The following is a 24,021-nucleotide window of genomic DNA, read 5'->3' as shown; positions in this document are numbered from 1 at the left end:
GAACGTCAGACTTTCCACCTCGGCTCCGGGCCATCAGCCGAGTACGGGGGCACACACCTGGCCGCCGGCAGGCGGTGCCATCCTTTTCGCAGGGACATTCCGGCCACGCCCTCTATCGGTTTCCTCGCCGATGTCGAGAAGCCGAAGCCTGCTCCGACCTACCTGTCAGAGGCACCCGATCGGGGCGCCGAAAACCGTGAGGACCGAATCGATGAAGTACATGCTGATCATGCAGATGAACCCCAACATCTGGGACGCCCTGCCGGAGGAGGAGCGCAACGAGGTGATGAACGGCCACGGCGCCTTCCTCAAGACGATCCAGGAGTCCGGCGAGATGATCAGTACGCACGCACTCGCCGACCCGGCCAACAGCGCCTCCGTCCGCCGGCACGACGGAGTCCCGGCGGTGACCGACGGGCCCTTCGCAGAGGCCAAGGAGTACATGGGCGGCTACTACCTGGTGGACTGCGAGAGCAGGGAGCGCGCGATCGAGCTGGCCCTGCTGATCCCCGACACCAGGATCAACGGACTGGGCATCGAGGTGCGGCCGGTGATGTTCTCGGCCGGATCGGACATGTGAGTCCGGAGACCCTCCTCCGAGGACCCACCGCTTGAGGACCTGCTGCGCCATCTGACGCCGCAGGTCCTCGACGTACCCGTCCGGCACCACAGACAGGCCAACGCCAAGGACGCCGAGGACGCCGAGGACACGGTGCAGTCACAGCCCGCCGCGCAGTCAGCCGCCCAGCGTGCCTACGTTCACCGGCATGGGTCTGCGTTCCAGATGAACAGCGCAACGGGTTTCGCTGCCGGGCGGCAGGTCTCTGTCGGTCCGGTAGGAAAAGATGAACCCATGAGTATTCGTCGGGTAGTGCCTGATATCAGCAGTGAGGCGATCGGTGAGAGCCTTGAGTTCTACGGGATGCTCGGCTTCGAGGAGGTCATGAACCTGGGCTGGGTGGTGACCATGGCCTCACCGGACAACCCGACGGCACAGATCACGCTCACCGGCCCCGATGCCTCGGCGTCCGTACAGCCCGACTTCAGCGTCGAGGTGGCGGATGTGGACGCGGTGCACGCGGCCGTGGCGGCGGCCGGCGCCGAGATCGTCCATTCGCTCCGGGACGAGCCCTGGGGTGTACGTCGTTTTTTCGTCCGAGACCCCAACGGACGCATCGTCAACGTGCTCAGCCACCGATGACCGGCGGATACACAGACCGCTCGACCATCTCGACCGCGTCTCTCCGGTCACCGAGCAGGCGCGCACGCACCTGCTGTACGGCGGGTGGCGGCGTAGGCGGGATGCCCGCCAACGGCCGCACACCACCGTTCTGATAGAACGGAAAGATCGTGGGTGGGCAGACGGGTGTGAAACGCGGAAGGCAGGTCGAGGGACCGTCATCGCCCGGGTGCTCCGGGTGATCAGGCATGGGAGACCGCCGTCGATCGCCCCCGGTCAGAACGCATCGGGCTCGCCGACGCGAGCCGTACAACATATTCGTCCGCAGGACGACGAACCAGAGGTGTCACGATGGAACAGCGTGTGCTGGGCGATGGCGGCCCGAAACTGTCAGTGGTCGGGCTGGGTTGCAACAACTTCGGCTCGCGGATCGACGCCGCGGCGGCGGCGGCCGTCGTGCATGCGGCGCTGGACGCCGGGATCACCCACTTCGACACCGCCGAGATGTACGGCAACGGCAAGTCGGAGGAGTTCCTCGGCGCCGCGCTCGGCTCGCGCCGTGACGAAGTGGTGATCGCCACGAAGTTCCTGCCCCGCCCCAAGGACCAGCCGTACACCCCCGGGGTGCTCGCGGACCGCATCCGCGAGGCGGCCGAGGCCAGTCTGCGCCGCCTCGGTACCGACCGCATCGACCTTTACTACCAGCACTACCCCGACGCCGAAGCCCCGACCGAGGAGGCGCTGGAGGCACTGGAAGAGCTGGTGCGGGCGGGCAAGGTTCTGCACGTCGCCAGCTCGAACGTGTCCGCGGAGCAGATCGAGCGCTCCGCCGTGGTGTCCGGCGAGAAGGGCTGGGCGAGGTTCACCGGCACGCAGATCGAGTGGAGTCTGCTCTCCCGCGCCGTGGAGGAGTCGATCGTGCCCGCGGCCACCGCGGCCGGCATGGGAGTGATCCCGTATTTCCCCCTCGCCTCGGGGATGCTGACCGGCAAATACCGCAGGGGTGAGGAGTTCCCGCCGGACAGCCGCCTCGCGCGGTTCGGCGAGCGATTCGCCGCCGGTCTCGTCACCGCCGAGAACTTCGACAAGGTCGAGGCCTACGAAGCGTTCGCGGCAGAGCGCGGTCACACCGTCACGGAGCTGGCGATCGGCTGGCTGCTGGCGCAGCCGTCGGTGACGTCGGTGATCGCCGGCGCCACCAAGCCCGAGCAGATCGCCGCCAACACCGCCTCCTGGACGCTGTCCCCCGCCGAGGCGGCCACCGTCGCCGGACTCGGATCCTAGATACCGAACGGGTGAGCAGGGAGGCCCCGCGACAGCGGCGGCCTCCCTTTTGCCGCCTTCGACGAAGCCCGAGGCCTCCGACGGTCCGCTACTCGGTGCGGGCGAGGTCAACGACCCCGACGACGCTGGACACCGGAATGGTGGAACCGTCGACGCCGTCTCCCAGATAGCTGCGCGAGTCGAGAGAAATATGACGGTTGTCTCCTTGGACCCAGAGCCGGCCCTGGGGAACGACCACGGGGCCGAATGTGCTGTAGGAAGCTGGAGAGTCCATGATGTAAGGCTCCTCCAGGGGTTGCTTGTTCAGGCTCATACGCCCCTCGTTGTCACAGCACTTCACGATGGCCCCCGGAACTCCGATGACTCGTGAGATGCGGGTCCCAGCCTTGCCCCACGACTTGGGAACCTCAAAAATGATGACGTCACCTGTTTTAGGGACGTACTCACCCATGGTCAGGACAGCCATGACACGGCTGCCCTCTTTGATCGTGGGTTCCATGGATGGGCTGGGGATGTTGTACGCCTTACGCCCGGCGATTCGGTCAACAACAGCGCACCCCGCAAGCAAGGGCAGGATCACCACCACAGATAGAACTTTTAGCCCAAAGCGATTCATCGCAGCATTATCGAGGGCAAGGCGCGACCTGACGGTTCTCGCCTCATCACGATCTCGCCGCAGGCCGTCCCTTGGTTTCTCCCGTACGGACCTCACATCCTCGACCACAGGTCGTGAAGAGAAAATCTCCGGCGGGGCACTGTGGCTCCGGGATGATCGGCGTCCCGGCTCGGCACGGAGGAAGGCGGGGAGTTCCTGATCGTCCGCCTGTCGTGTTCCAGGAAGCGGATCAGCGCGCGGTGATCGCGGTGCCCTGGGTGAGCAGGAGGATCACGGCGACCGCCGCCACGGCGATGGCCACCGCGAAGGGGACCCGGGGCGAGCGGCGGCCCAGCAGCAGGCCCGCGGCGGTGAACGCCCCCGCCGCGGCGAAGGCGGCCCAGCTTCCCGCGCCCGGCGACGCCGGCGGCCCGAAGGCGAGGAGCCCCGTCGCCAGGAGCAGCGGCAGGGGGATCAGGACACGGACGCGGGCGGGGCCGAGCCGTTGCGGCCAGCCACGGACCCCGGTGGCGAGGTCTCCGGGGATGTCGGGCAGGACGTTGGCCAGGTGCGCCCCGCAGCCGAGCAGCGCCGCCGCGAGAACGGCCCACCAGGCCGGCCACGGGTGTCCCGGCAACCCCAGGGTCACGAAGCCGGGCAGAGAACCGAACCCCACCGCGTAGGGCAGCCAGGACAGCACGGTGGCCTTCAGCCGGAGGTCGTAGGCCCAGGCCGCGGCGACGCCGGTGAGATGGACGGCACCGGCGGCCAGGCCCGAGGCGAGGGACAGCGGCACGCAGAGCGCCAGGGCGGCGCTCGCGGCGACCCACACCGTCCGGACGCTCACCGCGCCGTCCACGACGGGCTTGCCCGTACGGCCGGCGGCGACGTCCCGCCCGGCGTCCACCGCGTCGTTGCACCAGCCGATCGAGAGCTGACCGGTCAGCACGGCGGCCGCCACGAGGACACATCCGATGGCGTCGCGCCCGCTCGCCACGGCCAGCGCGGTCACCAGGGTGGTGACCGCCACGGTCGGCCCCAGATGGCAGGCTCGCACCAACCCCAGGGCCGCCCCGAGCCCGGTCCCCCTGCCCAGGCGCGAATACCGGCTCGTCGTCACGGAATGAGCGTAACGATTACCGGCGTGCGGATGCCCGCTCATATCTCATACCGCCGCCCGGGTCTGCGAGGTATGCCGTACACCCAGATGGGCAAGATCTAGACGTCCGCCGTCCGCGAGCCCGGGGAGTAGTCAACAGATGACGCGAATCGCCGCTGTGCACGGCGCTCTTCCGCCCAACCGCTACCCCCAGGCAGAGATCACCGACACCTTCGCCCAGATATGCCTGCCAGAGGGCACCAACCGGCGACTGCTCGACCGGTTTCACGCCGGTGCGCAGGTCGGCTCACGTCATCTGGTGCTGCCGCTCGACCAGTACGCCAAACTCGACGGCCTCGGGATGGCCAACGACGTTTTCATCGCCGCCGCCGTGGAGCTGGGCGCCGAGGCGGTGGGCGGCGCGCTGAAGGCGGCCGGTCTCGCGCCGGACGATGTGGACATGATCCTTTTCACCTCGGTGACCGGTATCGCCGCGCCCTCCATAGACGCCAGGCTGGCCGGCGTGATCGGGCTGCGCCCCGACGTCAAACGGGTGCCGGTGTTCGGTCTCGGCTGCGTGGCGGGGGCCGCCGGGATCTCCCGTCTCCACGACTACCTGCGCGGCTGGCCGGACCACGTGGCCGTGCTGCTCTCGGTCGAGCTCTGCTCCCTCACCCTGCAGCGCGGTGACGCCTCCGTCGCCAACCTGGTCGCGAGCGCGCTGTTCGGCGACGGGGCGACGGCCGTGGTGGCCTGCGGCGACGAGTGGCGGCCCCGGGCTGCCGGACCCGGCGGACCGTCGAACGGGCCGATCGGTTCGAACGGTACGGGCGGGCTGAGCGAATCCGGTGGGGCGGGCGATCCGAGCGGGCCGACCGGACTGGGTGGACCGGGTGGACCGGGTGGACCGGGGAGGCCGGGCGGGCCGACCGTGGTGGCCACCCGCAGCCACCTGTATCCCGGCTCCGAGCACGTGATGGGCTGGAACGTCGGCGACACCGGCTTCCAGGTGGTGCTCGACGCGAGCGTCCCCGACGTGGTGCGCACCTACCTGGCCGACGACGTGCACGGATTCCTCGCCGATCACGGCCTGACCGTCCAGGACGTGACCGCCTGGGTGTGTCATCCGGGCGGCCCCAAGGTCCTGGAGGCCGTGGCCGAGACCCTCCGGCTGCCGGACGGCGCGCTGGACCTCACCTGGCGCTCGCTGGCCGAGGTGGGAAACCTGTCCTCCTCCTCCGTGCTGCACGTCCTGCGGGATACCCTCGCCCTGCGGCCACCGCCGCCGGGCACGCCCGGACTGCTCATCGCGATGGGCCCGGGATTCTGTTCCGAACTCGTACTGCTGCGCTGGTAGGAGCCCGATGTCCTGGCATCTGTCGTCCTGGTACCTCCTGCTCCTGCTGCTCGTGGGGGCCGAGCGCATCGCCGAGTTGGTCGTCGCCCGCCGCAACGCGCGGTGGAGCATGGCCCGCGGCGGAGTGTTGTCGGGCAGCGGCCACTATCCGTGGATGGTCCTCCTGCACACCGGGCTGCTGGCCGGATGCCTGCTGGAGGCGGGCCTGGCCGACCGGCCCTTCGTCCCGGCGCTCGGCTGGCCGATGTTCGCCCTGGTGGTCGCCGCGCAGGGACTGCGCTGGTGGTGCATCACCGCGCTGGGACCGCAGTGGAACACCCAGGTGATCGTGGTGCCCGGCCTGTCCCCGGTGACCCGCGGCCCCTACCGGCTGCGCTGGCTGCGCCACCCCAACTACGTGGCCGTGGCCGTGGAGGGCGCGGCGCTGCCGCTGGTGCACGGCGCGTGGGTCACCGCGCTGGTGTTCACCGCGGGTAACGCCGCGCTGATGGTGGTGCGGATCCGGTGTGAGGAGGCCGCCCTGGCCTCGCTCGTCTCCGCGCCGTCCCCCGGGCGGGCGCGGGCGTGATCGACGTCCTGATCGCGGGGGGAGGCCCGGCGGGCCTGGCCACCGCCATCCACGCGGCGCAGGCCGGGATGGAGGCCGTGGTGGTCGAGCCCCGGACCATGCCCGTGGACAAGGCGTGCGGCGAGGGGCTGATGCCCAGCGGCGCCGCCGCCCTGCGGTCGCTGGGCGTGCGGGTCGAGGGCCGGACGCTGCGCGGGATCCGCTATCTGGACGGACGGCACGAGGCTCAGGCCGCGTTCCGCGACGGCCCGGGGCTGGGCGTGCGCCGTACCGCGCTGCACGCCGCGCTGTCCCTCCGGGCGGCCGAGCTGGGAATCAAGGTCGTCTCCGGCAAGGTGGGCGAGCTGCGGCAGGACCGCGACGGGGTCGAGGCCGCGGGGCTGCGGGCCCGCTGGCTGGTGGCCGCGGACGGCCTGCACTCCCCGCTCCGTGCCCGGCTGGGGCTGGAGCTGCCCGACCGCCGGACGCGCCGGTACGGCCTGCGCCGGCACTACCCCGTCGCGCCCTGGACGGACTTCGTCGAGGTCCACTGGGCGGCGGACGGCGAGGCGTACGTGACACCGGTCGGCGACGACCTGGTCGGCGTGGCCGTGCTGAGCTCGCGGCGCCGCGGTTACCTGGAGCACCTGGCGGACTTTCCCGCGCTCGTGGACCGGCTGCGGGGACCGGCCGCGACCCCGGTGCGCGGCGCCGGGCCGCTGCGTCAGCGGGTGCGCGCCCGGGTCGCCGGGCGGGTGCTGCTGGTCGGCGACGCGGCCGGATACGTCGACGCGCTCACCGGCGAGGGGGTCTCACTGGCTCTGCTGTCCGCGCAGGCCCTGGTGAACTGCCTGCGGGCAGGCACCCCCCAGGCGTACGAGGGCGCCTGGCGGCGATTGTCCCGGCGTCACCGGCTGCTCACCGGGGCGCTCGTGGAGACCCGCCGCCACCGGACCGCGGCGCGGCTGATCGTCCCGGCGGCCCAGCGGATGCCCCTGCTGTTCGGCGCGGCGGTGCACGCCCTGGCCTGAGTCCTGCGGCTGGACGACCTGGAGAGGCGCTCGGGAACCCGGAGCTTGTTTCTTGGTTCTGGTGAAGAAGGCCCTGGTCGTGTCCGCGCCGACGGCCTGTGCCGCCGGTCGGCGCGATCGTGCCGGACCGGCGATCGAAGGTCAGTAGTCGAGGCTCGGGGACCAGTCGCCCCGGCCGTAAGGGGTGAGGTCGAGGAGGTGCCAGACGGGGGCGAGGAGGTCGATGCCGCGCTCGTCGATGTCGTCGGCCATGCGAGGGTGGGTGGAGTAGAAGTGGCGGACCGCGCCGTCGCCGTCGCGGGTGAAAACGGAGACGGTGGAGTCCTGCCAGCCGTCCTTGTCCTCGCTGCCGAGGTCGTACTTGAAGGTGCTGTCGCCGCAGCTCAGCAGCCGCAGCCGGTGCCAGCCCCGGTTGCGGGCGTGCTGGCGCAGGACGGGCGGGTCGGCGGCCGCGGCGATGACGAAGTCGGCGTTCTGGGCGATGTGGTGGGAGATGCCGTTGAAGCCGTCGATCCACAAGGTGCACATGGGGCACGGGTCGGTCTGCAGCTTGCCGTACATGAAGTGGTAGACGATCAGCGGGCGGTCCGGCGCGGTGAAGAGCTCGCCGAGGGAGACCTCGCGGACCGGCGTGTCGCCCGCGTCGAGGTCGGCGGGACCCTCGATGAAGACGTAGTCGTCGACGGGCGGCCCCTGTGGGAGCGCCCGCCGCTGGGCCGCGACCTTCTCGCGGTGGCGCATGAGGTCGATCTCGGCCAGGCGCAGTTCGTCGCGGGCGGCGAGGTACTCCGCCGATTCGCCGGCCGGTTTCGTCTGCCGCATGGCGTCCTCCTGGGGTAGCGATTCCCCGGTCCCCGGTCCGATTCCCGGGTCCCCCGGCTCTCCAAGTCTATGCAGGTCGGCGGCCTCCAGCCAGGTGGTGAGGCGTTGGCGCGCCGGTGCCGGCTTGAAGAGCCACGTGGTTGTTCCGTACGGTTCCGATCGGCGCCGCCGGCGACGCAGGTCGATCAGGCAGGCGTGTGCCGTGGCCGCGAACTCCGGGTACCGTGTCGCGATGACCCGCTCGAACGCGGCTTCGGCGTCCGCGACCCGACCCGTGGCGAACCAGAGGGCACCGAGCCGGGTCGGTGCTCCCGGCGACTCGTCGGGATGATCTGAACGGGCACGTCGGCAACCGTGATCGCACCGTTCCGGCCGGCGGCGACGCGGCACGTACGGAGAACAGGGTCAGCGGGTGCTCTCGCCGATCGCGGGCATGATCCTCTTTGACCAGAACGAGTAGAGCGCGATTCCCGCGACGCCGACGACGGCGAGCGTGATCACCATGCTCCACTCGATGTACCACGACTGGCCCGTGTCCCTGGGCCAGCAGATGTTGACGGTCTGGAAGGCCAGCCAGAGGGCCGCGAGGTAGGTCACCGGCGCGCTCAGCCTGCCGAGGGTGAAGGCTCCCGGCCGCCACTTCCCCCGCAGATGGGCGATGGCCGCGCCCCAGACCGGCAGGCCGAACGCGATGTAGAAGCCGATGGTGGTGAAGTTGACCAGCACGGCGTACAGCGCCGACCCCGACAGCAGGACGAACACCGCCGCACCGGCCCCGGTGAGGATGATCGCGTTCACCGGCAGCCGCTCGGCGCCGGCGAGCCGGCCGAGCAGCCGCGCCCCGGGAAGGGCCCGGTCGCGGGCGGACGCCCAGATGACGCGGGACACCGCGGCCTGGACCGCGAGGAAGCTCGCGAGGAACCCGATGACGAACATGACCAGCATCGGACGCGCGATCGCCGAGCCGAAGTGCGCGATGAGCGTGCCTCCCACGGGGTCGGCCACCTCACCGGAGACGGCCGCGGACAGGTCCGGGATGGCGAGGATCAGCGCCGCGCCGGAGTACATGACGACGACGCCCACCGCCAGCAGCGAGAAGATCAGCGCCTTGGGCACGTTCCGCTCGGGCTCGTCGACCTCCTCGGCGATCGACCCGGCCGCCTCGAAGCCCACGAACGACCAGCCCACGTAGGCGGCGGCCGCGAGCATCGGACCGGCGGTCCACAGACCGCCCTGGGCCCCGCCGGCCCCTTCGAACAGGACGCTGAACGGGTTCACCCTGTAGAAGAGCAGCAGCACCGTGCCCAGTCCGACCGAGGCGAGCACCTCGCAGACCAGGCTCGCCGTGACGAGGATCTTCAGCGTCCGGCGCCCGACGATGTTGGCGAGGCTGCCGAGCACGAGGATCACCAGCGCCGTGAGTACGGTCACCCACTTGCCGGGTTCGGACACTCCCAGCGCCTCCAGCAGGAAACCCGCCGCGCCGTACGCCAGGGTGGACAGGGCGATGGTGAGTCCCCACATGTACGCCCAGGCCGCGAACCAGCCGCTGCCGGTCCCGCTCACGTGCCGGGCCCACTGGTAGACGCTGCCCTCGTACGGCCAGCGCGAGGCGAGCTCGCCGAAGACGCAGGCGACGAGGAGCTGTCCGGCGAGCACGATCGGGAACGCCCACCAGAAGGCCGGCCCCGCCGCGACGAGTCCCAGCGTGAAGATCGCGTACAGCGCGACGATCGGGGAGACGTCGGCGAACGCCAGCGCCCAGGCCGAGCGCAGGGTGAAGCCTTTGTGGAGGGTCTGCCCGTCGGCCACGGGGGTGGCGAGACGGGCGTCGGAATCGGAAGGCGACGTCATGGGGGGCTGCCTCTCAGCTCGGGTTTCGGGATGGCACGCGGTTTCAGGGCGAGGCCGCGCACGTGCCGGGCGATGTCGCCCAGGGGCGCCAGCCACACGTCCGCGCAGCCGGCGACATGCTCGATCAGTCCTTCCAGGGCGGCGGCCCGCGCCGGACGTCCCGAGAGGAAGGGGTGGTTGGTGAGCACGAAGCATCCGCCCTCCCGGCGGAGCGCCTCGAACTCGCCCCGCCACATCGAGACGGCCTTGTCGGGGTGCTCGATGAGCCCTGCCCCCGCGATGTCCGGCAGGTAGCAGTACTGCTCCCAGTCGTCGAGTCCCCAGTGGATGGGAATCTCGACGATCGACGTCGCGTGGCCGGCGTCGAGCTCGTACGGCACGTCGGCGTCCATCAGGCTGGAGTCGTAGAGGAATCCGCGCTCGGCCAGCAGGCGGGGCGAGTTGTAGGTCAGCTCCCACATCGGCGCGCGGTAGCCCACCGGCCGCACCCCGGCCACCTCGTCCAGCGCCGCCAGTCCCCGGTCCAGGATCTCCGCCTCGGCGGCCTCGCCCGTGTCGATGAGCGACTCGTGCAGGTAGCCGTGGTGCGCGATCTCGTGGCCTCCGTCGACGATCGCGCGCACGGCGTCGGGGTGGCGGTGCGCCGTGTACCCGGGGACGAAGAAGGTGGCCCGCACCTGGTGCCTGGCGAGGATCCGCAGCAGGCGGGGCAGTCCGGTCAGCGGCCCGTAGGCCTGGTGGCTCATCACGCTCAGCCGGGACGCCGCCCCCGGATGGCCGAAGAGCACCGCCGACTCGGCGTCGACGTCGAAGGTGAACGAGGCCGCCGCGCCCTTGCCGTACGGCCAGGCGACCGGCTCGGCGGGCCGCATCGCGGACGCCTCCCGACCGGCGGACTCCCCGGGCCGCGTCACGGGCGCTCCCCGGTCGGCAGGCTCGGTGGACCGCGTCACGGAAGCCTTTCCCTCGGCGGACTCGGCGGACTCGGCGGACCGCATCACGGACGCCTCTCGGCCGGCGGGCTCGCCGGGCCGCGTCACGGGCGCTTCCCGGCCAGCAGGCTCACCAGTTCGTAGGCGACGGTGGCCGCCGCCACGGAGGTGATCTCCGCGTGGTCGTACGCGGGGGCGACCTCCACCACGTCGGCGCCGACGATGTTCAGCCCCGACAGTCCCCGCAGCACCGACAGCAGCTCCCGGCTGCTCATCCCGCCGCTCTCCGGCGTCCCGGTGCCCGGGGCGAAGGCGGGGTCCAGCACGTCGATGTCGATGGACAGATACACCGGGGCGTCCTGCACCCTGGCCCGCACGCGTTCGGCGACGCCGTGCGGGCCGATGAGGTCCATCTCGGCGCAGTGCACGATCGTGAACCCGAAACGGGCGTCGTCGTCGAGGTCGCGGGGGTCGTACAGGGAGCCGCGGATGCCCACGTGGGCACTCGCGTCCCGCATCAGCAGCCCCTCCTCGGCGGCCCGCCGGAACGGCGTCCCATGCGTGTACGGCTCACCGAAGTAGGTGTCCCAGGTGTCGAGGTGGGCGTCGAAGTGGACCAGCGCGACGGGCCCGTGCGTCGCGGTGGCCGCGCGGAGGGCGGGCAGCGCGATGGTGTGGTCTCCCCCGATCGTCACGGCTCGCCCGCCGTTCGCCGTCAGCTCGCGGAGCCCCGCCTCGACCTGGACCACCGCCGCGCCGATGTCGAAGGGGTTGCAGGCGATGTCGCCCGCGTCCACGACCTGCTGCGCGGCGAACGGCATCACGTCCTGTGCCGGGTTGTACGGCTTCAGCAGCCGGGACCCCTGCCGTACCGCGGCGGGCCCGAAGCGCGCTCCGGGCCGGTAGGTGACGCCGCTGTCGAAGGGCACGCCCACCACGGCGACGTCGAACCGCTCGACCTCGTCCCGGCGTGGCAGGCGTGCGAACGTCGCGGGCCCCGCGTAGCGCGGGATCTCCAGCGCGTTGAGCTGGCCGATGTTCGTGTGGTCGCGCCCCATACCGTTGCTTCTCCAGTCTCTAGGCGCGGGCCCGGGTGGTCCCGCCGTTGACGTGAATGACCTGGCCGACCAGGGAGGACATGCGCGGGTCCGTGAGGTGGGCGACGGCCGCCGCGATCTCCTCGGGGGCCGCGATCCGGCCGAGCGGCACCCGCTCGGCGTACCGCCTGCGGATCTCCTCGGAGCTCACCCCCGCGGCCCGGGCGTCGACCTCCAGCTGCGGGGTGTCGATGACGCTGGGCGCGATCGCGTTGACCACGATGCCCTCGGGGGCGAGCTCGCGGCCGAGTGTCTTGGCCAGCGAGATCAGCCCGGCCTTGGACGCCGCGTAGGCGCCGGCGCCGGGCCATCCGATGACCCCCCACTCGGAGGCGACGAACACCATGTGGCCGCCGCCTCGCGCTCGCATGCCCGGCAGCACCGCCTGGACGCAGGCGAAGGTGCCTCCGAGGTTGGTGTCCACGATCCGCCACCAGTCGTCGAGGTCGTGCTCGGCGAACGGCGCCATGGTCATGTACGCCGCGTTGGCGACGAGCACCTCGATCGGGGCGCCGGCCCGTTCCTCGACCGCGGCCGCCATCTCCCGCACCGCCTCGGGATCCGCCACGTCGGCGGGTACGGCGAAGCCGCCGATCTCCTCCGCGAGCAGGTCGAGCTCCCGGCCCGGCGAACGGTCGGACACGGCGACGAGGGCGCCGTCGGCGGCCAGGCGGCGCGCGACGGCCCGGCCGAGCCCGCCGGCGGCCCCGGTGACGAGGGCGACGCGCATCAGATCACCGCCCCGGCGTTGGGCGAGATGACCTCGCCGCAGCAGAAGGTGCCCTCCTCGATCAGGAACGCCGCGGTCACGGCGACCTCCTCGGGGGTGACGAGCCGGCGTGCGGGAAGGGTGGCGAGATAGGCCGGGTCCCGCCAGGGGGAGCCGGATTCGAGCAGCGGGGTGTCGGTCGGCCCCGGCGCGACGGCGTTCGCCCGGATGCCCTCGGGGGCGAGCTCGACGGCCAGGGACCGGACGAGGCCGATGATCGCCCCCTTGGCCGCCGCGTAGTGCGCGTCGCCGTCCCCGCCGCCGATGGCGAGCTCCGAGGTGACGGCGACGATGGCGCCCCGGCCGCGTTCGGTCATGCCGGGAACGACCGCGCGGCAGACGTTGAACAGGCCTCCGAGATGGACGTGCAGCATGTGCCGCCACTGCGCCCGCGTGATGTCGGCGACCGGGACCATGGCGTAGTGACCGGCGGCGGACACGACCGCGCCGATCGGCCCGAGCTCCCGTTCGACCCGCTGCACCGCCGCGCCCACCTGCGCGGGGTCGGCGACGTCGACGCCGATCGCGTGGTCGGCCCCGGCCGCGGGCCGCAGGTCGAGACCCGCGGTCACCCAGCCCCGGCGGGACAGCTCCGCGACGACCGCCGCTCCGATGCCGCTCGCCGCGCCGGTGACCAGTGCCACCCGCTCCCTCATCCGACCTCCTCGACTGGGCTCTGGCGTCCATGGAAACGAGGTGAGAAGGCGGGCGACAAGGGTTTTGGGAGAGGCTTGGGGTAATGCACCGCTACGGGGCTGACCAGCCGTACAGTTCTCCAATGTCGTGTTACGCACCGGTCACATTGCGCGTTTAGTCTGAAATAGTGATGACCGTGACCAGGGAGTCTCCATCGGGTCTTTCCCGCCTGCGGCTGACCGTGGCAGAACTTCTCGCGGAGTCGCGGTTCCAGTTGCGCCTGGTCGCGGGCGGCAGAGGGCTCGACCGGCCGATCCGCTGGGCGCACTCGACCGAGCTGCTGAATCCCGGCCCCTATCTGCGCGGTCACGAGATCGTGCTGACGGTGGGGGCCTCCCTCCGCGAGCCCGCCACGGCCGTCGCCTTCGCGGAGTCGGTGCACGCGAGCACGGCGAGCGCGATCGGATACGGGATCGGCGACGTCACCCCCGAGGTCCCCGAGGCCCTGCGGGAGGCCTGTGAACGACTGGGGTTGCCGCTGTTCGCGGTGCCCCCCGACGTGCCCTTCGTCAGCTTCACCGAGTGGCTGGCCGAGCGGCTCGCCACCGCCCACGACGTGGAGCACGACCGCCAGGAGGTCGGGCGGCTGCTGGGCCTGGTCGGCTCCGGGCTCGCCTCGGCGGAGGCCGTCCGCGGCCACGTCGAGCGGGCGGGACTGCCCGACCGCCCGCTCATCGTGGCGGCGCTGCCCGTGCCGGAGGTCCCCACGGGGACCGAGACGCCACCGGGGGTTCTCCTGGGCGTCGCCGACGGCGTGGCCGTACTGCTGGCGGCCGACGAGCTGCCCGCGCGCGAGCTCGCCGCCTCCTGGCTGGTGCCGTGCGGAATCGGCGGTCCCGTGCCCCTCGCGCAGCTGTCGCGCGGCCTGTCGGAGAGCCATGCCGCGCTCGACCTGGCCCGGCGGCGTGGCGGGATCGTCCGTTCCGGGGACCTGGCCACGTTCACCGCGCTGCTCGGCGGGATCGGGCCGCACCGGCTCGAACCCTTCCTCGATCAGATCGCCCGGCCGCTCGCCGCCTACGACGCCGCCCACGGGACACGGTTGATCGACACGCTCCAGGCGTTCCTCGAAAGCGACGGCTCGGTCGGCACCGCCTCACGTGCCCTTTTCCTGCACGTCAACTCCCTGCGGCATCGACTGGCCCGGATCGAGGCGGTGACCGGACGTAATCCGCTGCGGTTCGAGGACCGGATCGCGCTCGCGGTGGCGATGTGGGCCTGGGGCGCCCAGAACTGACGCGCCGGCACCGCCACCGACGATGGTTCAGCTCGCGCCCGGCGAGGTCGGGTGGACCTTGCCCAGACGGGCGGCGTAGTGGCCCGTTCCCGCGAAACGGATCCGCCACTCCCCTCCCTGGCGGTCCGGCACGATCCGGCTGAACTTCCCCTGGGCGTCGCTCGCGGCGGTGGCCACCGGCGTCCAGGCCGCCTGCGCCGTCTCCCGGTGCAGGATCTCGACGGGCTGACCGGCGAACGGGGCGTAGTCCACGACTCCCCGCGGATCGACCCGCTTCAGCACGCCGTCGACCTGCACCTCCGTCCCCTTCCTGACCGCCTGGACCGCGCCGAACCGGGTCTCGCGCTTCAGCCAGAACGGCGCGTACCCGGTGACCGTCGTGCCGCCCGCTCCCTTGGCCGTCGCGGTGACGGTCCATCGTCCCGCGGGATACCAGCGGCTCAGGCTCTTGTCGGGGGCGAACCGCCAGGTCTCCCAGTCCTGCCCGGCACGCGAGGAAACCTTCGCCGTCTCGATCGCGACCCCTCCCTGACCGGTCGTGATCAGGCGGGCATCACCCGAACCACGGCCGGACACGACCGGGCCCGCACCGTCCCAACCGTGGGCGGACGTGACCGGGCCCGCACCGTCCGAACCGTGGGCGGACGTGATCGGACCGCCGTCCACGCCGGGAAAGCCGGTACCGCCCGAACCTGTACGGAAGCCACCCGCCAACCGGGCGACGGTGCCCTTCCGCGTCCCGGAAACCTGGCTGGGCACGCGGGTCGGCCTCGGTCCGGGGACCGCGCCCGGGACGGCTACGGAGACGGAGCCGGACGCGGAGACGGGGAAGGTCCCGACCCGGGACGACTCGGGTGGCACGCCCGGCTCGACCTGGATCGTCACCCCCTCCGGGCCCGCGACCCCACGGGCGACCACCTCGACCACCAGGCGCACCGCGCCGACGGGCCCGACCACTGGGGAGGCGGGGTTCAGGGTCACCGAGCGGATCGTCAGATCCGGAGCCGTGGCGGCGGCCGGGGCTTCGACGGGCGAGGGCAGGGCCACGGCCCCCGCCGCCAGGGATGCGAGGAGAACTTTCATAGTCATGGTCAGGACGCTAGGAAACACCCGGTAAGGGCCGGGTAGACGACACACGCCTCATCAGGCAAAAGGCCCTCGCCACCGGGCGCCCGGCTCCCCGGGAGACGGGGGGACGGGCGCCCGGTGGCCGTACGAGGCTCGGCTCGCGGGTGGGGCACCGCGACCTCGCCGGCCCCACCATGCGCCCCGTGGCCGTACGAGGATTCAGCTCTCGTACATGTCCTCGATCATCTCGGCGTACCTGGCGTGGATGACGCGGCGCTTGAGCTTCAGGCTCGGTGTGAGCTCCAGGGTCTCGGCCGTCCACTCCACCGGCAGCAGGCGCCAGCGCTTGACCTGCTGGACGCGGGCCAGTTTCTCGTTGGCGGCGGCGATCGCGGCCTCGATCTCCTTGAGGACCTCGGGGTGCTCGGCGAACTCGGCCAGGGTGGTGAACACGAAGCCGCGGCCCTGGGCCCAGCCGGGGGCCACCTCGCCGTCGAGGGTGAGGATCGCCACCGGGTACGGCCTGCCGTCGCCGTAGGCGAGCGCCTGGCCGATGAGGGGGTGTTCCTTGAGGTAGTTCTCGATGTTGGCCGGGGAGATGTTCTCACCGCCGGAGGTGATGATGAGCTCCTTCTTGCGGTCGACGATGCTGACGAAGCCGTCGGAGTCGATGGAGCCCACGTCGCCGGTGTGCAGCCAGCCATCTGCGTCCAGCAGCTCGGTGGTCGCCTCCGGCCGGTTCAGGTAGCCCCCGGTGTTGGCGGGACTGCGGGTGATGATCTCGCCGTCCTCGGCGATGCGGATCTCGACGCCCGGCCCCGCCTGGCCGACCGTGCCGAGTTTGAAGCGCTCGGGGGAGTTCGCGGTGAACGCGCCGGTCGTCTCGGTCATGCCGTACACGTCGAGCACCCGCATGCCGAGACCGGCGAAGAAGCGCTGGACCTCCGTCGGCATCGGCGCGGCGGCGGTGATCAGCCAGCCGGCGTTCTCGAAACCGACCATCGAGCGGATGATCGACAGCAGCGCGGCGTCGGCCTGCTCGTAGGCGGCCTGGACCTCGGGCGAGGGCGTGCGCCCGTACTGGCTGGCCTCGACGTGGGCGAGACCGGCGGCCATGGCGTTGCGGACGTTCTCCTGCTGCTCCTGCGGCTGGGTGGACAGCAGCGCCTGCAGGCGGGCCATCATCTTCTCCCAGACGCGCGGGACGCCGAAGAACAGCACCGGTTTGACCTGGCCGAGGGTGGCGCCGAGCTGGGCGAGGTCGGTGCAGAAGTGAGTGTGGGAGATCTTGAACAGCGGCAGGTAGAGGCTGAGCACGCGCTCGGCGATGTGCGCGTAGGTGAGATAGGAGATCTGCGTGCCCTTTTCGGGCAGTGAGGCCATCCGGTCGGTGGCCACGACCTCGAAGAACACGTTGGAGTGGGTCAGCGGCACGCCCTTGGGATTGCCGGTGGTGCCCGAGGTGTAGAGGACGGTCAGGGTGTCGTCGGCGGTCACCGCCTGCCAGCGGGCGTCGATCCCGGCGGGGTCCTGTTCGAGCCGTTCGCGGCCCAGGGCCAGGAAGTCGTCCCAGCCGACGAACCGGTCGTCCTCCTGCGGGGCCCCCTCCAGCATGATGATCTTTCGGAGCTCCGGGAGGTCGCCGAGCACCGGCTCCCACCTGGCCAGTTCGGCCGGGCCGCCCAGCACCGCGATCCTCGCCCTGACGTCGTCGGCCACGAAGGCCACCTGCTCGGGGGCGAAGGTGGAGTAGACGGAGCACGGCACCGCGCCCGCGTGTATCGCGCCCAGGTCCGCCAGCACGTGCTCGCTGCGGTTGACCATCATCAACGCGACCGCCTCGCCCGGCTCCAGCCCGAGGGCGACGAAGCCGGCGGCGATCTCCAGGATCCGCCGGCGGGCCTCGGCGTAGGTGAGGGTGCTCCAGCCCCCCTCGATCGGGTCGGAGTAGGCCGGAGCATCGGGGTTGCGCTCCGCCGCCTCCTTCAACTGCCCACAGACGGTACGGCCCGCGATCTCCTGCTCGATCGCCGCACGCTCCTCAAGGACACCGGCCATGACGCGCCTCCTGAAAGTGCTCACTTGCACGAGTGGGGATGCATCGCACCACATGGCGATCACCTAGAACAAGACCCTTCAGGGGAGAAGAACCCTCGCCCGCGCAACCTCTCCTCGCACTCCGCCGACATGTATACGTAAAGTGAGAACTCGATCACACGCTGACGCCGGGGGGCGACATGGCATCGGGGACGGGCGCCCGCGAGAAGACCTTCTTCGGCCACCCACGCGGGCTGGCCACGCTGTTCGGCACCGAGCTGTGGGAACGCTTCAGCTGGTACGGCCTCCGCGCCATCCTGGCCACCTTCATGGTCGCCTCTCCGGCCGCGGGCGGCCTCGGCCTGACGGAGGCGACCGCCCAGGCGATCGTCGGCATCTACGGCGCCCTCATCTATCTGGTCGCCCTGCCCGGCGGCTGGATCGCCGACCGCGTCCTGGGCGCCCGCAGGGCGGTGCTGTGGGGCGGCCTCATCATCATGTGCGGCCACATCAGCATGGCCGTCCCCGTCAGGACGGGCGCCTTCGTCGCGCTCGGCCTGTTCCTCATCATCATCGGAACCGGGCTGCTGAAGCCGAACATCTCCACGATGGTCGGCAAGCTCTATCCGCAGAACGACGACGCGCGCAGGGACGCGGGCTTCTCCATCTTCTACATGGGGATCAACATCGGCGCCTTCGTCGCCCCCATCGTCGTCGGCTGGCTCGCCGCGGGCGACCGCTGGCACCTGGGCTTCGGCGCGGCGGCGGTCGGCATGGCCCTGGGCCTGCTCCAGTACGTGCGGGGCCGCCACCATCTGCGGGGCGTGGGCGACGTGCCCGGACACCGGCTGACCCCCGAGGAGCGCAGGCACTTCGGCCTGACCGCCCTCGCCGTCGTCGCCGTGATCGCCGTGGCCCTGGCCGCCTGGACGGCCTCGGGCACCTTCAGCCTCGACGCCTTCGCGCTCGTGATGACGCTGATCATCCTGGCCGTTCCCGTGCTCTACTTCGGCTACATCCTGCTCGGCAGCCACAACCTGACCGACGACGAGCGCTCTCGGGTGAAGGCCTACATCTGGCTGTTCATCGCCGCCGCCATCTTCTGGATGATCTACGACCTGGCTCCGACCGTGCTGCTGTTCTTCGCCCAGCACAGGACCGACCTGTCGCTGTTCGGCATTTCGATCACGCCCGCGACCACGCAGGCGTTCAACCCGCTGTTCATCATGATCTTCGTGCCGGTCTTCGCCGCGCTCTGGGTCAAACTGGGCGACCGGGTGACCGCTCCCCAGAAGTTCGCGGCCGGACTGTTCATCAACGGCCTGAGCTTCGTGGTCATGGCCCTGGCCGCCGCCCTGGCCCAGAGCGGGAGGATCTCGGTGTGGTGGCTGGTGCTGGTCTACCTCGTCCAGGTCTTCGGAGAGCTGGCGCTGAGCCCCGTCGGGCTCTCGGTCACCAGCAAGCTCGCCCCCCAGGCCTTCAAGAGCCAGATGCTGGGCCTGTGGTTCATGTCCTTCGCCGTGGGCGACTCCGTGGGCGGGCAGACCGGCCGGCTGAGAAACCACATGTCGGAGCCCGCCTATTTCCTCACGCTCGCGGTGATCGCCATCGTGGCGTCCCTGGTGCTCCTGGTGTTCTCGGGCAGGCTCCACACGATGATGCGCGAGCACCGCGAGCCGAGCGCTCCGGCGTCGCCCTGACCCTCCACCGAAATTTCATAAAACAGGTCATGTGATGATTTATCAGTGCATGAAGTGCTTGATCTGGCCGGAATCTTCGTTTTTGCTCTCTCGGGTGCGCTCGTCGGCGTCCGCAGGCGGCTGGACGTGGTGGGCATGGCCGTACTGGCGGAGATGACGGCGCTGGGCGGCGGGATCCTGCGCGACCTGGTCCTGAACATACGGCCCGCCGCCTTCTCCAGCCTCGGTTACGTGCTCGTCCCGATGGTCGCCACGTTGATCGTCTTCTTCTGGCATCCGCACGTGCAGCGGGTGATGCCCGCGGTGGACGTGTTCGACGCGGCGGGCCTCGGCCTGTTCTGCGCGGTCGGCACGGAGAAGGCGATGAGCTACGGCCTCAGCCCGCTGCACGCGGCCCTGCTCGGGATCACCTCCGCGGTCGGCGGCGGCGTCCTGCGCGACATCCTCGCCGGGCAGATCCCCAGCCTGCTGTACGACCGCCAGCTGTATGCGGTGCCCGCCATGCTCGGTTCGGCGCTCATGGCCCTGCTCTACACCCTCGACCTGCACGGATGGCCGACCACGCTGGCCGCGGCCATGCTCGCCTTCGGACTGCGCATCGCGGCCATGCGCCTGCGGCTGCGCGCTCCACTGGCCAGGGGCGTCACCTCGGAACAGCCCAAGTAGCCCGGGTAGTCCGGGCAACCCGGGTAGCCCGGCGCCGCGGAGTGGACCGGCCCGAAACGGGGTCGTTCCCGAGCGGGTCACGTCGAGAGCGGGTCAGAGGGCCGGGGTGAGCGACCGGGCGGGGCGGGTGCCGTGCGCTCCCCTGACCCTCGCCTCGGCGATGCGGCTCACCGCTTCGACGAGGACCTGCGGCGGCTGGGTGAAGGGCAGGCGGAGCCGGCCCTCCAGCGTGCCGTCCACGCCGAACAGGGGGCCGGGCGCGAGCCGTACGCCGTGACAGCTCGCCGCGTCGGTCAGCGAGACGGCGGAGGGGCCCTCCAGCCTCACCCAGAGCGAGCCTCCGCCCTTCGGCACGATGAAGCTCCAATCGGGCATATGCGTCTCCAGAGCGGCCACCAGGGCGGCTCTGGAGGCCCCGTGGGTACGGCGGCGCTCGGCCCTCGCCTCCTCGATGTCCTCGAACAGTCTGGTCACGACCAGTTGCTCGAAGAGCGGGCTGGCGATGTCCACGGCCGCGCGGAGCACGGCCAGGCGGCGGACCATGGCGGCGGTGGTACGGATCCAGCCGATGCGCAGCCCGCCCCACCACAGTTTGGACGCGGACCCGATGCTGATCACCCGCCCGTCGGTGTCGAACGCGGCCAGCGGCGAGGTGTCCGGCACCTCGTCGATCGCCAGCTCTCTCCAGGTCTCGTCCGCGATCACGGTGGTGCCGGACCGCCTGGCCGCGCGGACCAGACCCGCGCGCGTGGCGTCGTCCATCAGGTGACCGGTGGGGTTCTGGAAGTCGGGGATCACGTAGGCGAGGCGGGCGGCCGACTGGCGCAGGGCCTCGGTGAGCAGGTCGAGGTGCCAGCCCTCGTCGGAGACGCCGACGCCGGCGATCCTGGCCCCGCGCAACCTGGCCAGGTCGACCGTGTGCGGATAGGTGGGCGACTCCAGCATGATCGGGTCGCCTCGCGAGAGCAGCGCCTTGCCCACCAGGTGGATCGCCTGCTGGGCTCCCGTGGTGACCAGGATCTGCTCGGGCCTGGTGGCCAGCCCTCGCGCGGTGTAGCGGGCGGCGATCGCCCGGCGCAGCGGCGCGATCCCGACCGGGTCGTAGCCCATGCCGAGGGCGTAGCGGGGGTAGTGCTCGCTCGCGAAGGCGATCGCCGCGGGCAGCGACGAGATCGCGAGCGGAGCGGCGGCGTGCAGGGGCAGCAGCCCGTCGTCGCCGGAGGCGATCCACGGGTTGTCCGTGCCCATCGAGGCGGCGTCGGGCAGCGCGGTCCAGCTCCCGGCGCCCTGCCGGCTCTCCAGATAGCCCTGCTCGCGGAGCCGGTCGTAGGCGGCGGTCACGGTGGTACGGCTGACGCCCAGCGCCTCGGCGAGATGCCGTTCGGCCGGGACGCGCATCCGCACGGGGAGTCGCCCGTCGAGGATCAGCGACCGTACCGCCTGCGCCAGGACCCTGTAGTACGGCCTGGCGCCGGGGGCGATCGCCACGAGACGCGCGAGCTGAGGTCCGCTCAGATGCCGATCCATGCAGGCCACTATAAAGCCACTTTTCGTTATTGGCCCTTTTTCTTGGCGCCGGTGGCCCGGAGGATCGAGGGCATTATGAGCGAACTCTCCCTTCCCCTTCTGGGCTCCCTTCCCAACCGCCTCCTGCGCCTGTACGCGGGTCTGGCGCTCTACGGCGTCGGCGTCGGCCTGCAGATCGAGTCGCACCTCGGCGGTAGCCCCTGGGACGTGTTCCACCAGGGACTCTCCATCCACCTGGGCCTGTCGATCGGCATCTGGATCATCGTGGTGGGCGCCCTGGTCATGCTGCTGTGGATCCCGCTGAGGCAGAAGCCGGGCGTGGGCACCCTCAGCAACGTCGTCTTCCTCGGGCTGTTCGCCGACGCGGCCATGTGGCTGATCCCGACCCCGGACCCCCTCGTCGCCCGCTGGGCCTACCTGCTGCTCGGCGTCGTCGCCACCGCCGCGGCGACCGGCCTCTACATCGGCGCGGGCCTCGGCCCCGGCCCGCGTGACGGGCTGATGACCGGCCTCAACCGCCTCGGCCTGTCCATCCGCTCGGCCCGCACCGTCATCGAGGTCACGGTGCTGGCCATCGGCTGGCTGCTCGGCGGCACCGTCGGCGCCGGAACCCTGATCTTCGCCCTCGCCATCGGGCCTCTGAGCCAGTTCTTCATGCCGCGGATGCGGCCCAGGGGCTGACATCCGTCCGCCGGAAAGGCCACGGAGGCACTAGCGTCGAGCCCATGTGGATTGAGGATTACGCTCTCATCGGCGACATGCAGTCGGCCGCCCTTGTCGGGCGCAACGGCTCCATCGACTGGCTCTGTCTGCCGAGGTTCGACTCGCCGTCCTGTTTCGGGGCTCTGCTGGGCGACAAGAACAACGGGCAGTGGTGGCTCGGTCCCGCCGACGCCGAGCGGCCCAAGGCCACCCGGCGGCACTACAAGGGCGAGTCCCTGATCCTGGAAAGCGAGTGGGACACCCCGCACGGCACGGTCCGCGTGACCGACTTCATGCCCACCCGGCATGCCAATCCCGACCTGGTCAGGATCGTGGAGGGTGTGTCGGGGACGGTGGACATGGCCACCGAGATCCGCATCCGCTTCGACTACGGCCGCATCGTGCCCTGGGTGCGCCGCACCGACGGCCTGCTGCAGGCCGTGGGCGGCCCCGACTCGGTGTGGCTGCACTCCCCCGTCCCGTTGCAGGGCGGCGACTACGCCCACAAGGCGAGGTTCAAGGTCTCCGCCGGCGACCGCATGGCCTTCATCTTCACCTGGCACCCCTCGCACGAGACCAGGCCGGTCGAGATCGACCCCTACGAGCAGCTGGCCGAGACCGAGTCGCTGTGGGCCGAATGGGTCGCGCAGTGCACCTACCAGGGCCCGTGGCGCGAGGCCGTGGTCCGCTCCCTCATCACGCTCAAGGCGCTCACCTACGAGCCAACCGGCGGCATCGTCGCCGCCCCCACGACCTCGCTGCCCGAGGACATCGGCGGGGTCCGCAACTGGGACTACCGTTTCTGCTGGCTGCGCGACGCCACCATGACGCTGGAGGCCCTCATCGGAGCCGGATACCTGGACGAGGCCCGCGCCTGGCGCGCGTGGCTGCTCCGGGCGATCGCGGGCCGCGCCCAGGACCTGCAGATCATGTACAGCGTGTCCGGGGAGCGCCGGCTGACGGAGCTGGAGCTCGGCTGGCTGCCCGGCTACGAGGGTTCCCGGCCGGTCCGCATCGGCAACGCCGCGGTCAACCAGCTCCAGCTGGACGTCTACGGAGAGGTGATGAACTCCCTCCACCTGTCGCGCGCCTCGGGCATGGAGCCCGACGACCGGGCCTGGACCATCCAGCGGGAGCTGATGGCCTTCGTGGAGGCGCACTGGGACGAGCCCGACGAGGGCCTGTGGGAGGTCCGCGGCCCCCGCCGCCACTTCACCCACTCCAAGATGATGTGCTGGGTCGCCCTCGACCGGGCCATCAAGCAGGTGGAGGAGTTCGGCCGGACGGGACCCGTTGAGCGCTGGAAGGCGCTGCGCGACCACATCCACGCCGAGATCTGCCACAAGGGCTTCGACCAGGCACGCGGGACCTTCACCCAGTCGTACGGCTCGCACGAGCTGGACGCGGCCCTGCTGCTGATCCCGATCGTCGGCTTCCTGCCGCCGGAGGACCCGCGCGTGATCGGCACGGTCGAGGCGGTCCAGCGCGAGCTGATGTCCGAGGGTTTTGTGCTGCGTTATCCGGTGGCCGCCGACAACGACGTGGACGGCCTGCCGGGCGGCGAGGGCGCGTTCCTCGCGTGTAGCTTCTGGCTGGCCGAGGCCCTGGCCATGATCGGCCGCAAGGACGAGGCGGTCGTGCTGTTCGAGCGCCTGCTGTCCCTGCGCAACGACGTCGGCCTGCTCGCCGAGGAGTACGACCCCCGCTACGGCCGGCTGGTCGGCAATTTCCCCCAGGCCTTCAGCCACGTTCCGCTGATCCACACGGCGCGCGCGCTCAGCTGAGCCGGAGTCCTCCCGGTCTCTTCGCTCCGGCGACGAC

General features: G+C 71.1%; 22 protein-coding genes. 11 read left to right on the top strand and 11 right to left on the bottom strand.

Translation table 11 applies throughout. From position 1 onward, the window contains the following. Nucleotides 1-211: 211 nt before the first annotated feature. The 3 genes from DKM19_RS15190 (at nt 212) to DKM19_RS15180 (ending at nt 2,464) form a co-directional block, all read left to right on the top strand. Nucleotides 212-580: a YciI family protein gene (locus DKM19_RS15190; protein WP_110696243.1), complete on the top strand. Its 369-nt coding sequence runs from the start codon at nt 212-214 to the stop codon at nt 578-580. A 273-nt stretch (nt 581-853) separates the two neighbouring features. Then, complete coding sequence (locus DKM19_RS15185; protein ID WP_110696242.1) at nt 854-1,201, top strand: VOC family protein; 348 nt, start codon at nt 854-856, stop codon at nt 1,199-1,201. Between the two features lie 330 nt (nt 1,202-1,531). After that, entirely contained in the window at nt 1,532-2,464 is a 933-nt protein-coding gene (locus tag DKM19_RS15180; protein WP_110696241.1) for an aldo/keto reductase, read from the top strand. An 88-nt stretch (nt 2,465-2,552) separates the two neighbouring features. On the opposite strand, the gene lepB is transcribed toward DKM19_RS15180, so the two are convergent. Next, nucleotides 2,553-3,050: a signal peptidase I gene (gene lepB, locus DKM19_RS15175; protein WP_162641495.1), complete on the bottom strand. Its 498-nt coding sequence runs from the start codon at nt 3,048-3,050 to the stop codon at nt 2,553-2,555. Between the two features lie 259 nt (nt 3,051-3,309). Further along, nucleotides 3,310-4,179: a UbiA family prenyltransferase gene (locus DKM19_RS15170; protein ID WP_239514265.1), complete on the bottom strand. Its 870-nt coding sequence runs from the start codon at nt 4,177-4,179 to the stop codon at nt 3,310-3,312. Nucleotides 4,180-4,318: 139 nt separating this feature from the next. Here DKM19_RS15170 and DKM19_RS51640 point away from each other — a divergent pair, with 139 nt between their 5' ends. From DKM19_RS51640 to DKM19_RS15150, 3 genes are read left to right on the top strand one after another with little or no spacing between them, the layout of a single operon-like run. Next, nucleotides 4,319-5,515, top strand: coding sequence for a type III polyketide synthase (locus tag DKM19_RS51640; RefSeq protein ID WP_239514264.1), 1,197 nt, complete (start codon nt 4,319-4,321; stop codon nt 5,513-5,515). Nucleotides 5,516-5,522: 7 nt separating this feature from the next. Beyond that, nucleotides 5,523-6,083 carry an isoprenylcysteine carboxyl methyltransferase family protein gene (locus DKM19_RS15155; RefSeq protein WP_110696238.1) on the top strand — a complete coding sequence of 187 codons (561 nt, stop codon included), beginning with the start codon at nt 5,523-5,525 and terminating at the stop codon, nt 6,081-6,083. Next, nucleotides 6,080-7,093: an NAD(P)/FAD-dependent oxidoreductase gene (locus DKM19_RS15150; protein WP_110696237.1), complete on the top strand. Its 1,014-nt coding sequence runs from the start codon at nt 6,080-6,082 to the stop codon at nt 7,091-7,093. Before DKM19_RS15155 ends, DKM19_RS15150 begins: the two co-directional genes overlap by 4 nt. 141 nt (nt 7,094-7,234) lie before the next feature. On the opposite strand, the gene DKM19_RS15145 is transcribed toward DKM19_RS15150, so the two are convergent. The 6 genes from DKM19_RS15145 to DKM19_RS15120 all read right to left on the bottom strand — a co-directional run bounded on the left by DKM19_RS15145 (nt 7,235) and on the right by DKM19_RS15120 (nt 13,223). Beyond that, nucleotides 7,235-7,915 (bottom strand): DUF899 family protein, encoded by a 681-nt coding sequence (locus DKM19_RS15145; RefSeq protein WP_110696236.1) that lies wholly within the window; start codon nt 7,913-7,915, stop codon nt 7,235-7,237. Between the two features lie 405 nt (nt 7,916-8,320). Then, entirely contained in the window at nt 8,321-9,769 is a 1,449-nt protein-coding gene (locus tag DKM19_RS15140; RefSeq protein ID WP_110696235.1) for an APC family permease, read from the bottom strand. Continuing rightward, nucleotides 9,766-10,683, bottom strand: a complete 918-nt coding sequence (locus DKM19_RS15135) for a polysaccharide deacetylase (RefSeq protein WP_204358807.1) — start codon at nt 10,681-10,683, stop codon at nt 9,766-9,768. Before DKM19_RS15135 ends, DKM19_RS15140 begins: the two co-directional genes overlap by 4 nt. Nucleotides 10,684-10,805: 122 nt before the next feature. Beyond that, the gene (speB, locus tag DKM19_RS15130; protein WP_110696234.1) at nt 10,806-11,759 is read right to left on the bottom strand and encodes an agmatinase; all 954 of its coding nucleotides are present in this window, start codon (nt 11,757-11,759) and stop codon (nt 10,806-10,808) included. 19 nt (nt 11,760-11,778) lie between these two features. Continuing rightward, entirely contained in the window at nt 11,779-12,528 is a 750-nt protein-coding gene (locus tag DKM19_RS15125) for an SDR family NAD(P)-dependent oxidoreductase (RefSeq protein WP_110696233.1), read from the bottom strand. Continuing rightward, the gene (locus DKM19_RS15120; protein WP_110696232.1) at nt 12,528-13,223 is read right to left on the bottom strand and encodes an SDR family NAD(P)-dependent oxidoreductase; all 696 of its coding nucleotides are present in this window, start codon (nt 13,221-13,223) and stop codon (nt 12,528-12,530) included. Before DKM19_RS15120 ends, DKM19_RS15125 begins: the two co-directional genes overlap by 1 nt. A 170-nt stretch (nt 13,224-13,393) precedes the next feature. Between DKM19_RS15120 and DKM19_RS15115 the strand changes: the two genes are divergently transcribed. Beyond that, on the top strand, nt 13,394-14,500 hold the full coding sequence (locus DKM19_RS15115) for a PucR family transcriptional regulator (protein WP_110696231.1): 1,107 nt from the start codon (nt 13,394-13,396) through the stop codon (nt 14,498-14,500). 27 nt (nt 14,501-14,527) lie between these two features. Here the strand turns inward: DKM19_RS15115 and DKM19_RS15110 are convergent, their stop codons facing one another. Continuing rightward, nucleotides 14,528-15,589: a hypothetical protein gene (locus tag DKM19_RS15110; RefSeq protein ID WP_162641494.1), complete on the bottom strand. Its 1,062-nt coding sequence runs from the start codon at nt 15,587-15,589 to the stop codon at nt 14,528-14,530. 198 nt (nt 15,590-15,787) lie between these two features. Further along, nucleotides 15,788-17,626, bottom strand: a complete 1,839-nt coding sequence (locus DKM19_RS15105) for a long-chain fatty acid--CoA ligase (RefSeq protein ID WP_110696229.1) — start codon at nt 17,624-17,626, stop codon at nt 15,788-15,790. Nucleotides 17,627-17,805: 179 nt separating this feature from the next. On the opposite strand from DKM19_RS15105, the gene DKM19_RS15100 reads away from it, so the two are divergent. Both DKM19_RS15100 and DKM19_RS15095 read left to right on the top strand, forming a co-directional pair. Then, entirely contained in the window at nt 17,806-19,305 is a 1,500-nt protein-coding gene (locus DKM19_RS15100) for a peptide MFS transporter (RefSeq protein WP_110696228.1), read from the top strand. A 45-nt stretch (nt 19,306-19,350) separates the two neighbouring features. Beyond that, nucleotides 19,351-19,971: a trimeric intracellular cation channel family protein gene (locus tag DKM19_RS15095; protein ID WP_110696227.1), complete on the top strand. Its 621-nt coding sequence runs from the start codon at nt 19,351-19,353 to the stop codon at nt 19,969-19,971. 93 nt (nt 19,972-20,064) lie between these two features. On the opposite strand, the gene DKM19_RS15090 is transcribed toward DKM19_RS15095, so the two are convergent. Next, the gene (locus tag DKM19_RS15090; RefSeq protein WP_110696226.1) at nt 20,065-21,498 is read right to left on the bottom strand and encodes a PLP-dependent aminotransferase family protein; all 1,434 of its coding nucleotides are present in this window, start codon (nt 21,496-21,498) and stop codon (nt 20,065-20,067) included. A gap of 75 nt (nt 21,499-21,573) precedes the next feature. Between DKM19_RS15090 and DKM19_RS15085 the strand changes: the two genes are divergently transcribed. Then, the gene (locus tag DKM19_RS15085) at nt 21,574-22,179 is read left to right on the top strand and encodes a YitT family protein (RefSeq protein ID WP_110696225.1); all 606 of its coding nucleotides are present in this window, start codon (nt 21,574-21,576) and stop codon (nt 22,177-22,179) included. 44 nt (nt 22,180-22,223) lie between these two features. Continuing rightward, nucleotides 22,224-23,984 (top strand): glycoside hydrolase family 15 protein, encoded by a 1,761-nt coding sequence (locus DKM19_RS15080; protein WP_110696224.1) that lies wholly within the window; start codon nt 22,224-22,226, stop codon nt 23,982-23,984. Nucleotides 23,985-24,021: the final 37 nt, after the last annotated feature.

The sequence above is a fragment of the Streptosporangium sp. 'caverna' genome (assembly GCF_003203775.1).
In the GTDB taxonomy this organism is placed as follows: Bacteria; Actinomycetota; Actinomycetes; order Streptosporangiales; family Streptosporangiaceae; genus Streptosporangium; species Streptosporangium subroseum.
The sequence above is the reverse complement of the archived record's forward strand: the minus strand, read 5'-3'. Positions and strand labels throughout refer to the sequence as shown.

Bases quoted from the DNA above. Each gene is read 5' to 3' on its own strand.
- DKM19_RS15190 (WP_110696243.1), top strand. From the start codon at position 212: ATGAAGTACATGCTGATCATGCAGATGAACCCCAACATCTGGGACGCC.
- DKM19_RS15105 (WP_110696229.1), bottom strand. From the start codon at position 17,626: ATGGCCGGTGTCCTTGAGGAGCGTGCGGCGATCGAGCAGGAGATCGCG.
- DKM19_RS15110 (WP_162641494.1), bottom strand. From the start codon at position 15,589: ATGACTATGAAAGTTCTCCTCGCATCCCTGGCGGCGGGGGCCGTGGCC.
- DKM19_RS15120 (WP_110696232.1), bottom strand. From the start codon at position 13,223: ATGAGGGAGCGGGTGGCACTGGTCACCGGCGCGGCGAGCGGCATCGGA.
- DKM19_RS15185 (WP_110696242.1), top strand. From the start codon at position 854: ATGAGTATTCGTCGGGTAGTGCCTGATATCAGCAGTGAGGCGATCGGT.
- DKM19_RS15155 (WP_110696238.1), top strand. From the start codon at position 5,523: ATGTCCTGGCATCTGTCGTCCTGGTACCTCCTGCTCCTGCTGCTCGTG.
- DKM19_RS15140 (WP_110696235.1), bottom strand. From the start codon at position 9,769: ATGACGTCGCCTTCCGATTCCGACGCCCGTCTCGCCACCCCCGTGGCC.
- DKM19_RS15145 (WP_110696236.1), bottom strand. From the start codon at position 7,915: ATGCGGCAGACGAAACCGGCCGGCGAATCGGCGGAGTACCTCGCCGCC.
- DKM19_RS15090 (WP_110696226.1), bottom strand. From the start codon at position 21,498: ATGGATCGGCATCTGAGCGGACCTCAGCTCGCGCGTCTCGTGGCGATC.
- DKM19_RS15100 (WP_110696228.1), top strand. From the start codon at position 17,806: ATGGCATCGGGGACGGGCGCCCGCGAGAAGACCTTCTTCGGCCACCCA.
- DKM19_RS51640 (WP_239514264.1), top strand. From the start codon at position 4,319: ATGACGCGAATCGCCGCTGTGCACGGCGCTCTTCCGCCCAACCGCTAC.
- DKM19_RS15180 (WP_110696241.1), top strand. From the start codon at position 1,532: ATGGAACAGCGTGTGCTGGGCGATGGCGGCCCGAAACTGTCAGTGGTC.
- DKM19_RS15115 (WP_110696231.1), top strand. From the start codon at position 13,394: ATGACCGTGACCAGGGAGTCTCCATCGGGTCTTTCCCGCCTGCGGCTG.
- speB (WP_110696234.1), bottom strand. From the start codon at position 11,759: ATGGGGCGCGACCACACGAACATCGGCCAGCTCAACGCGCTGGAGATC.
- DKM19_RS15125 (WP_110696233.1), bottom strand. From the start codon at position 12,528: ATGCGCGTCGCCCTCGTCACCGGGGCCGCCGGCGGGCTCGGCCGGGCC.
- DKM19_RS15080 (WP_110696224.1), top strand. From the start codon at position 22,224: ATGTGGATTGAGGATTACGCTCTCATCGGCGACATGCAGTCGGCCGCC.
- DKM19_RS15085 (WP_110696225.1), top strand. From the start codon at position 21,574: ATGAGCGAACTCTCCCTTCCCCTTCTGGGCTCCCTTCCCAACCGCCTC.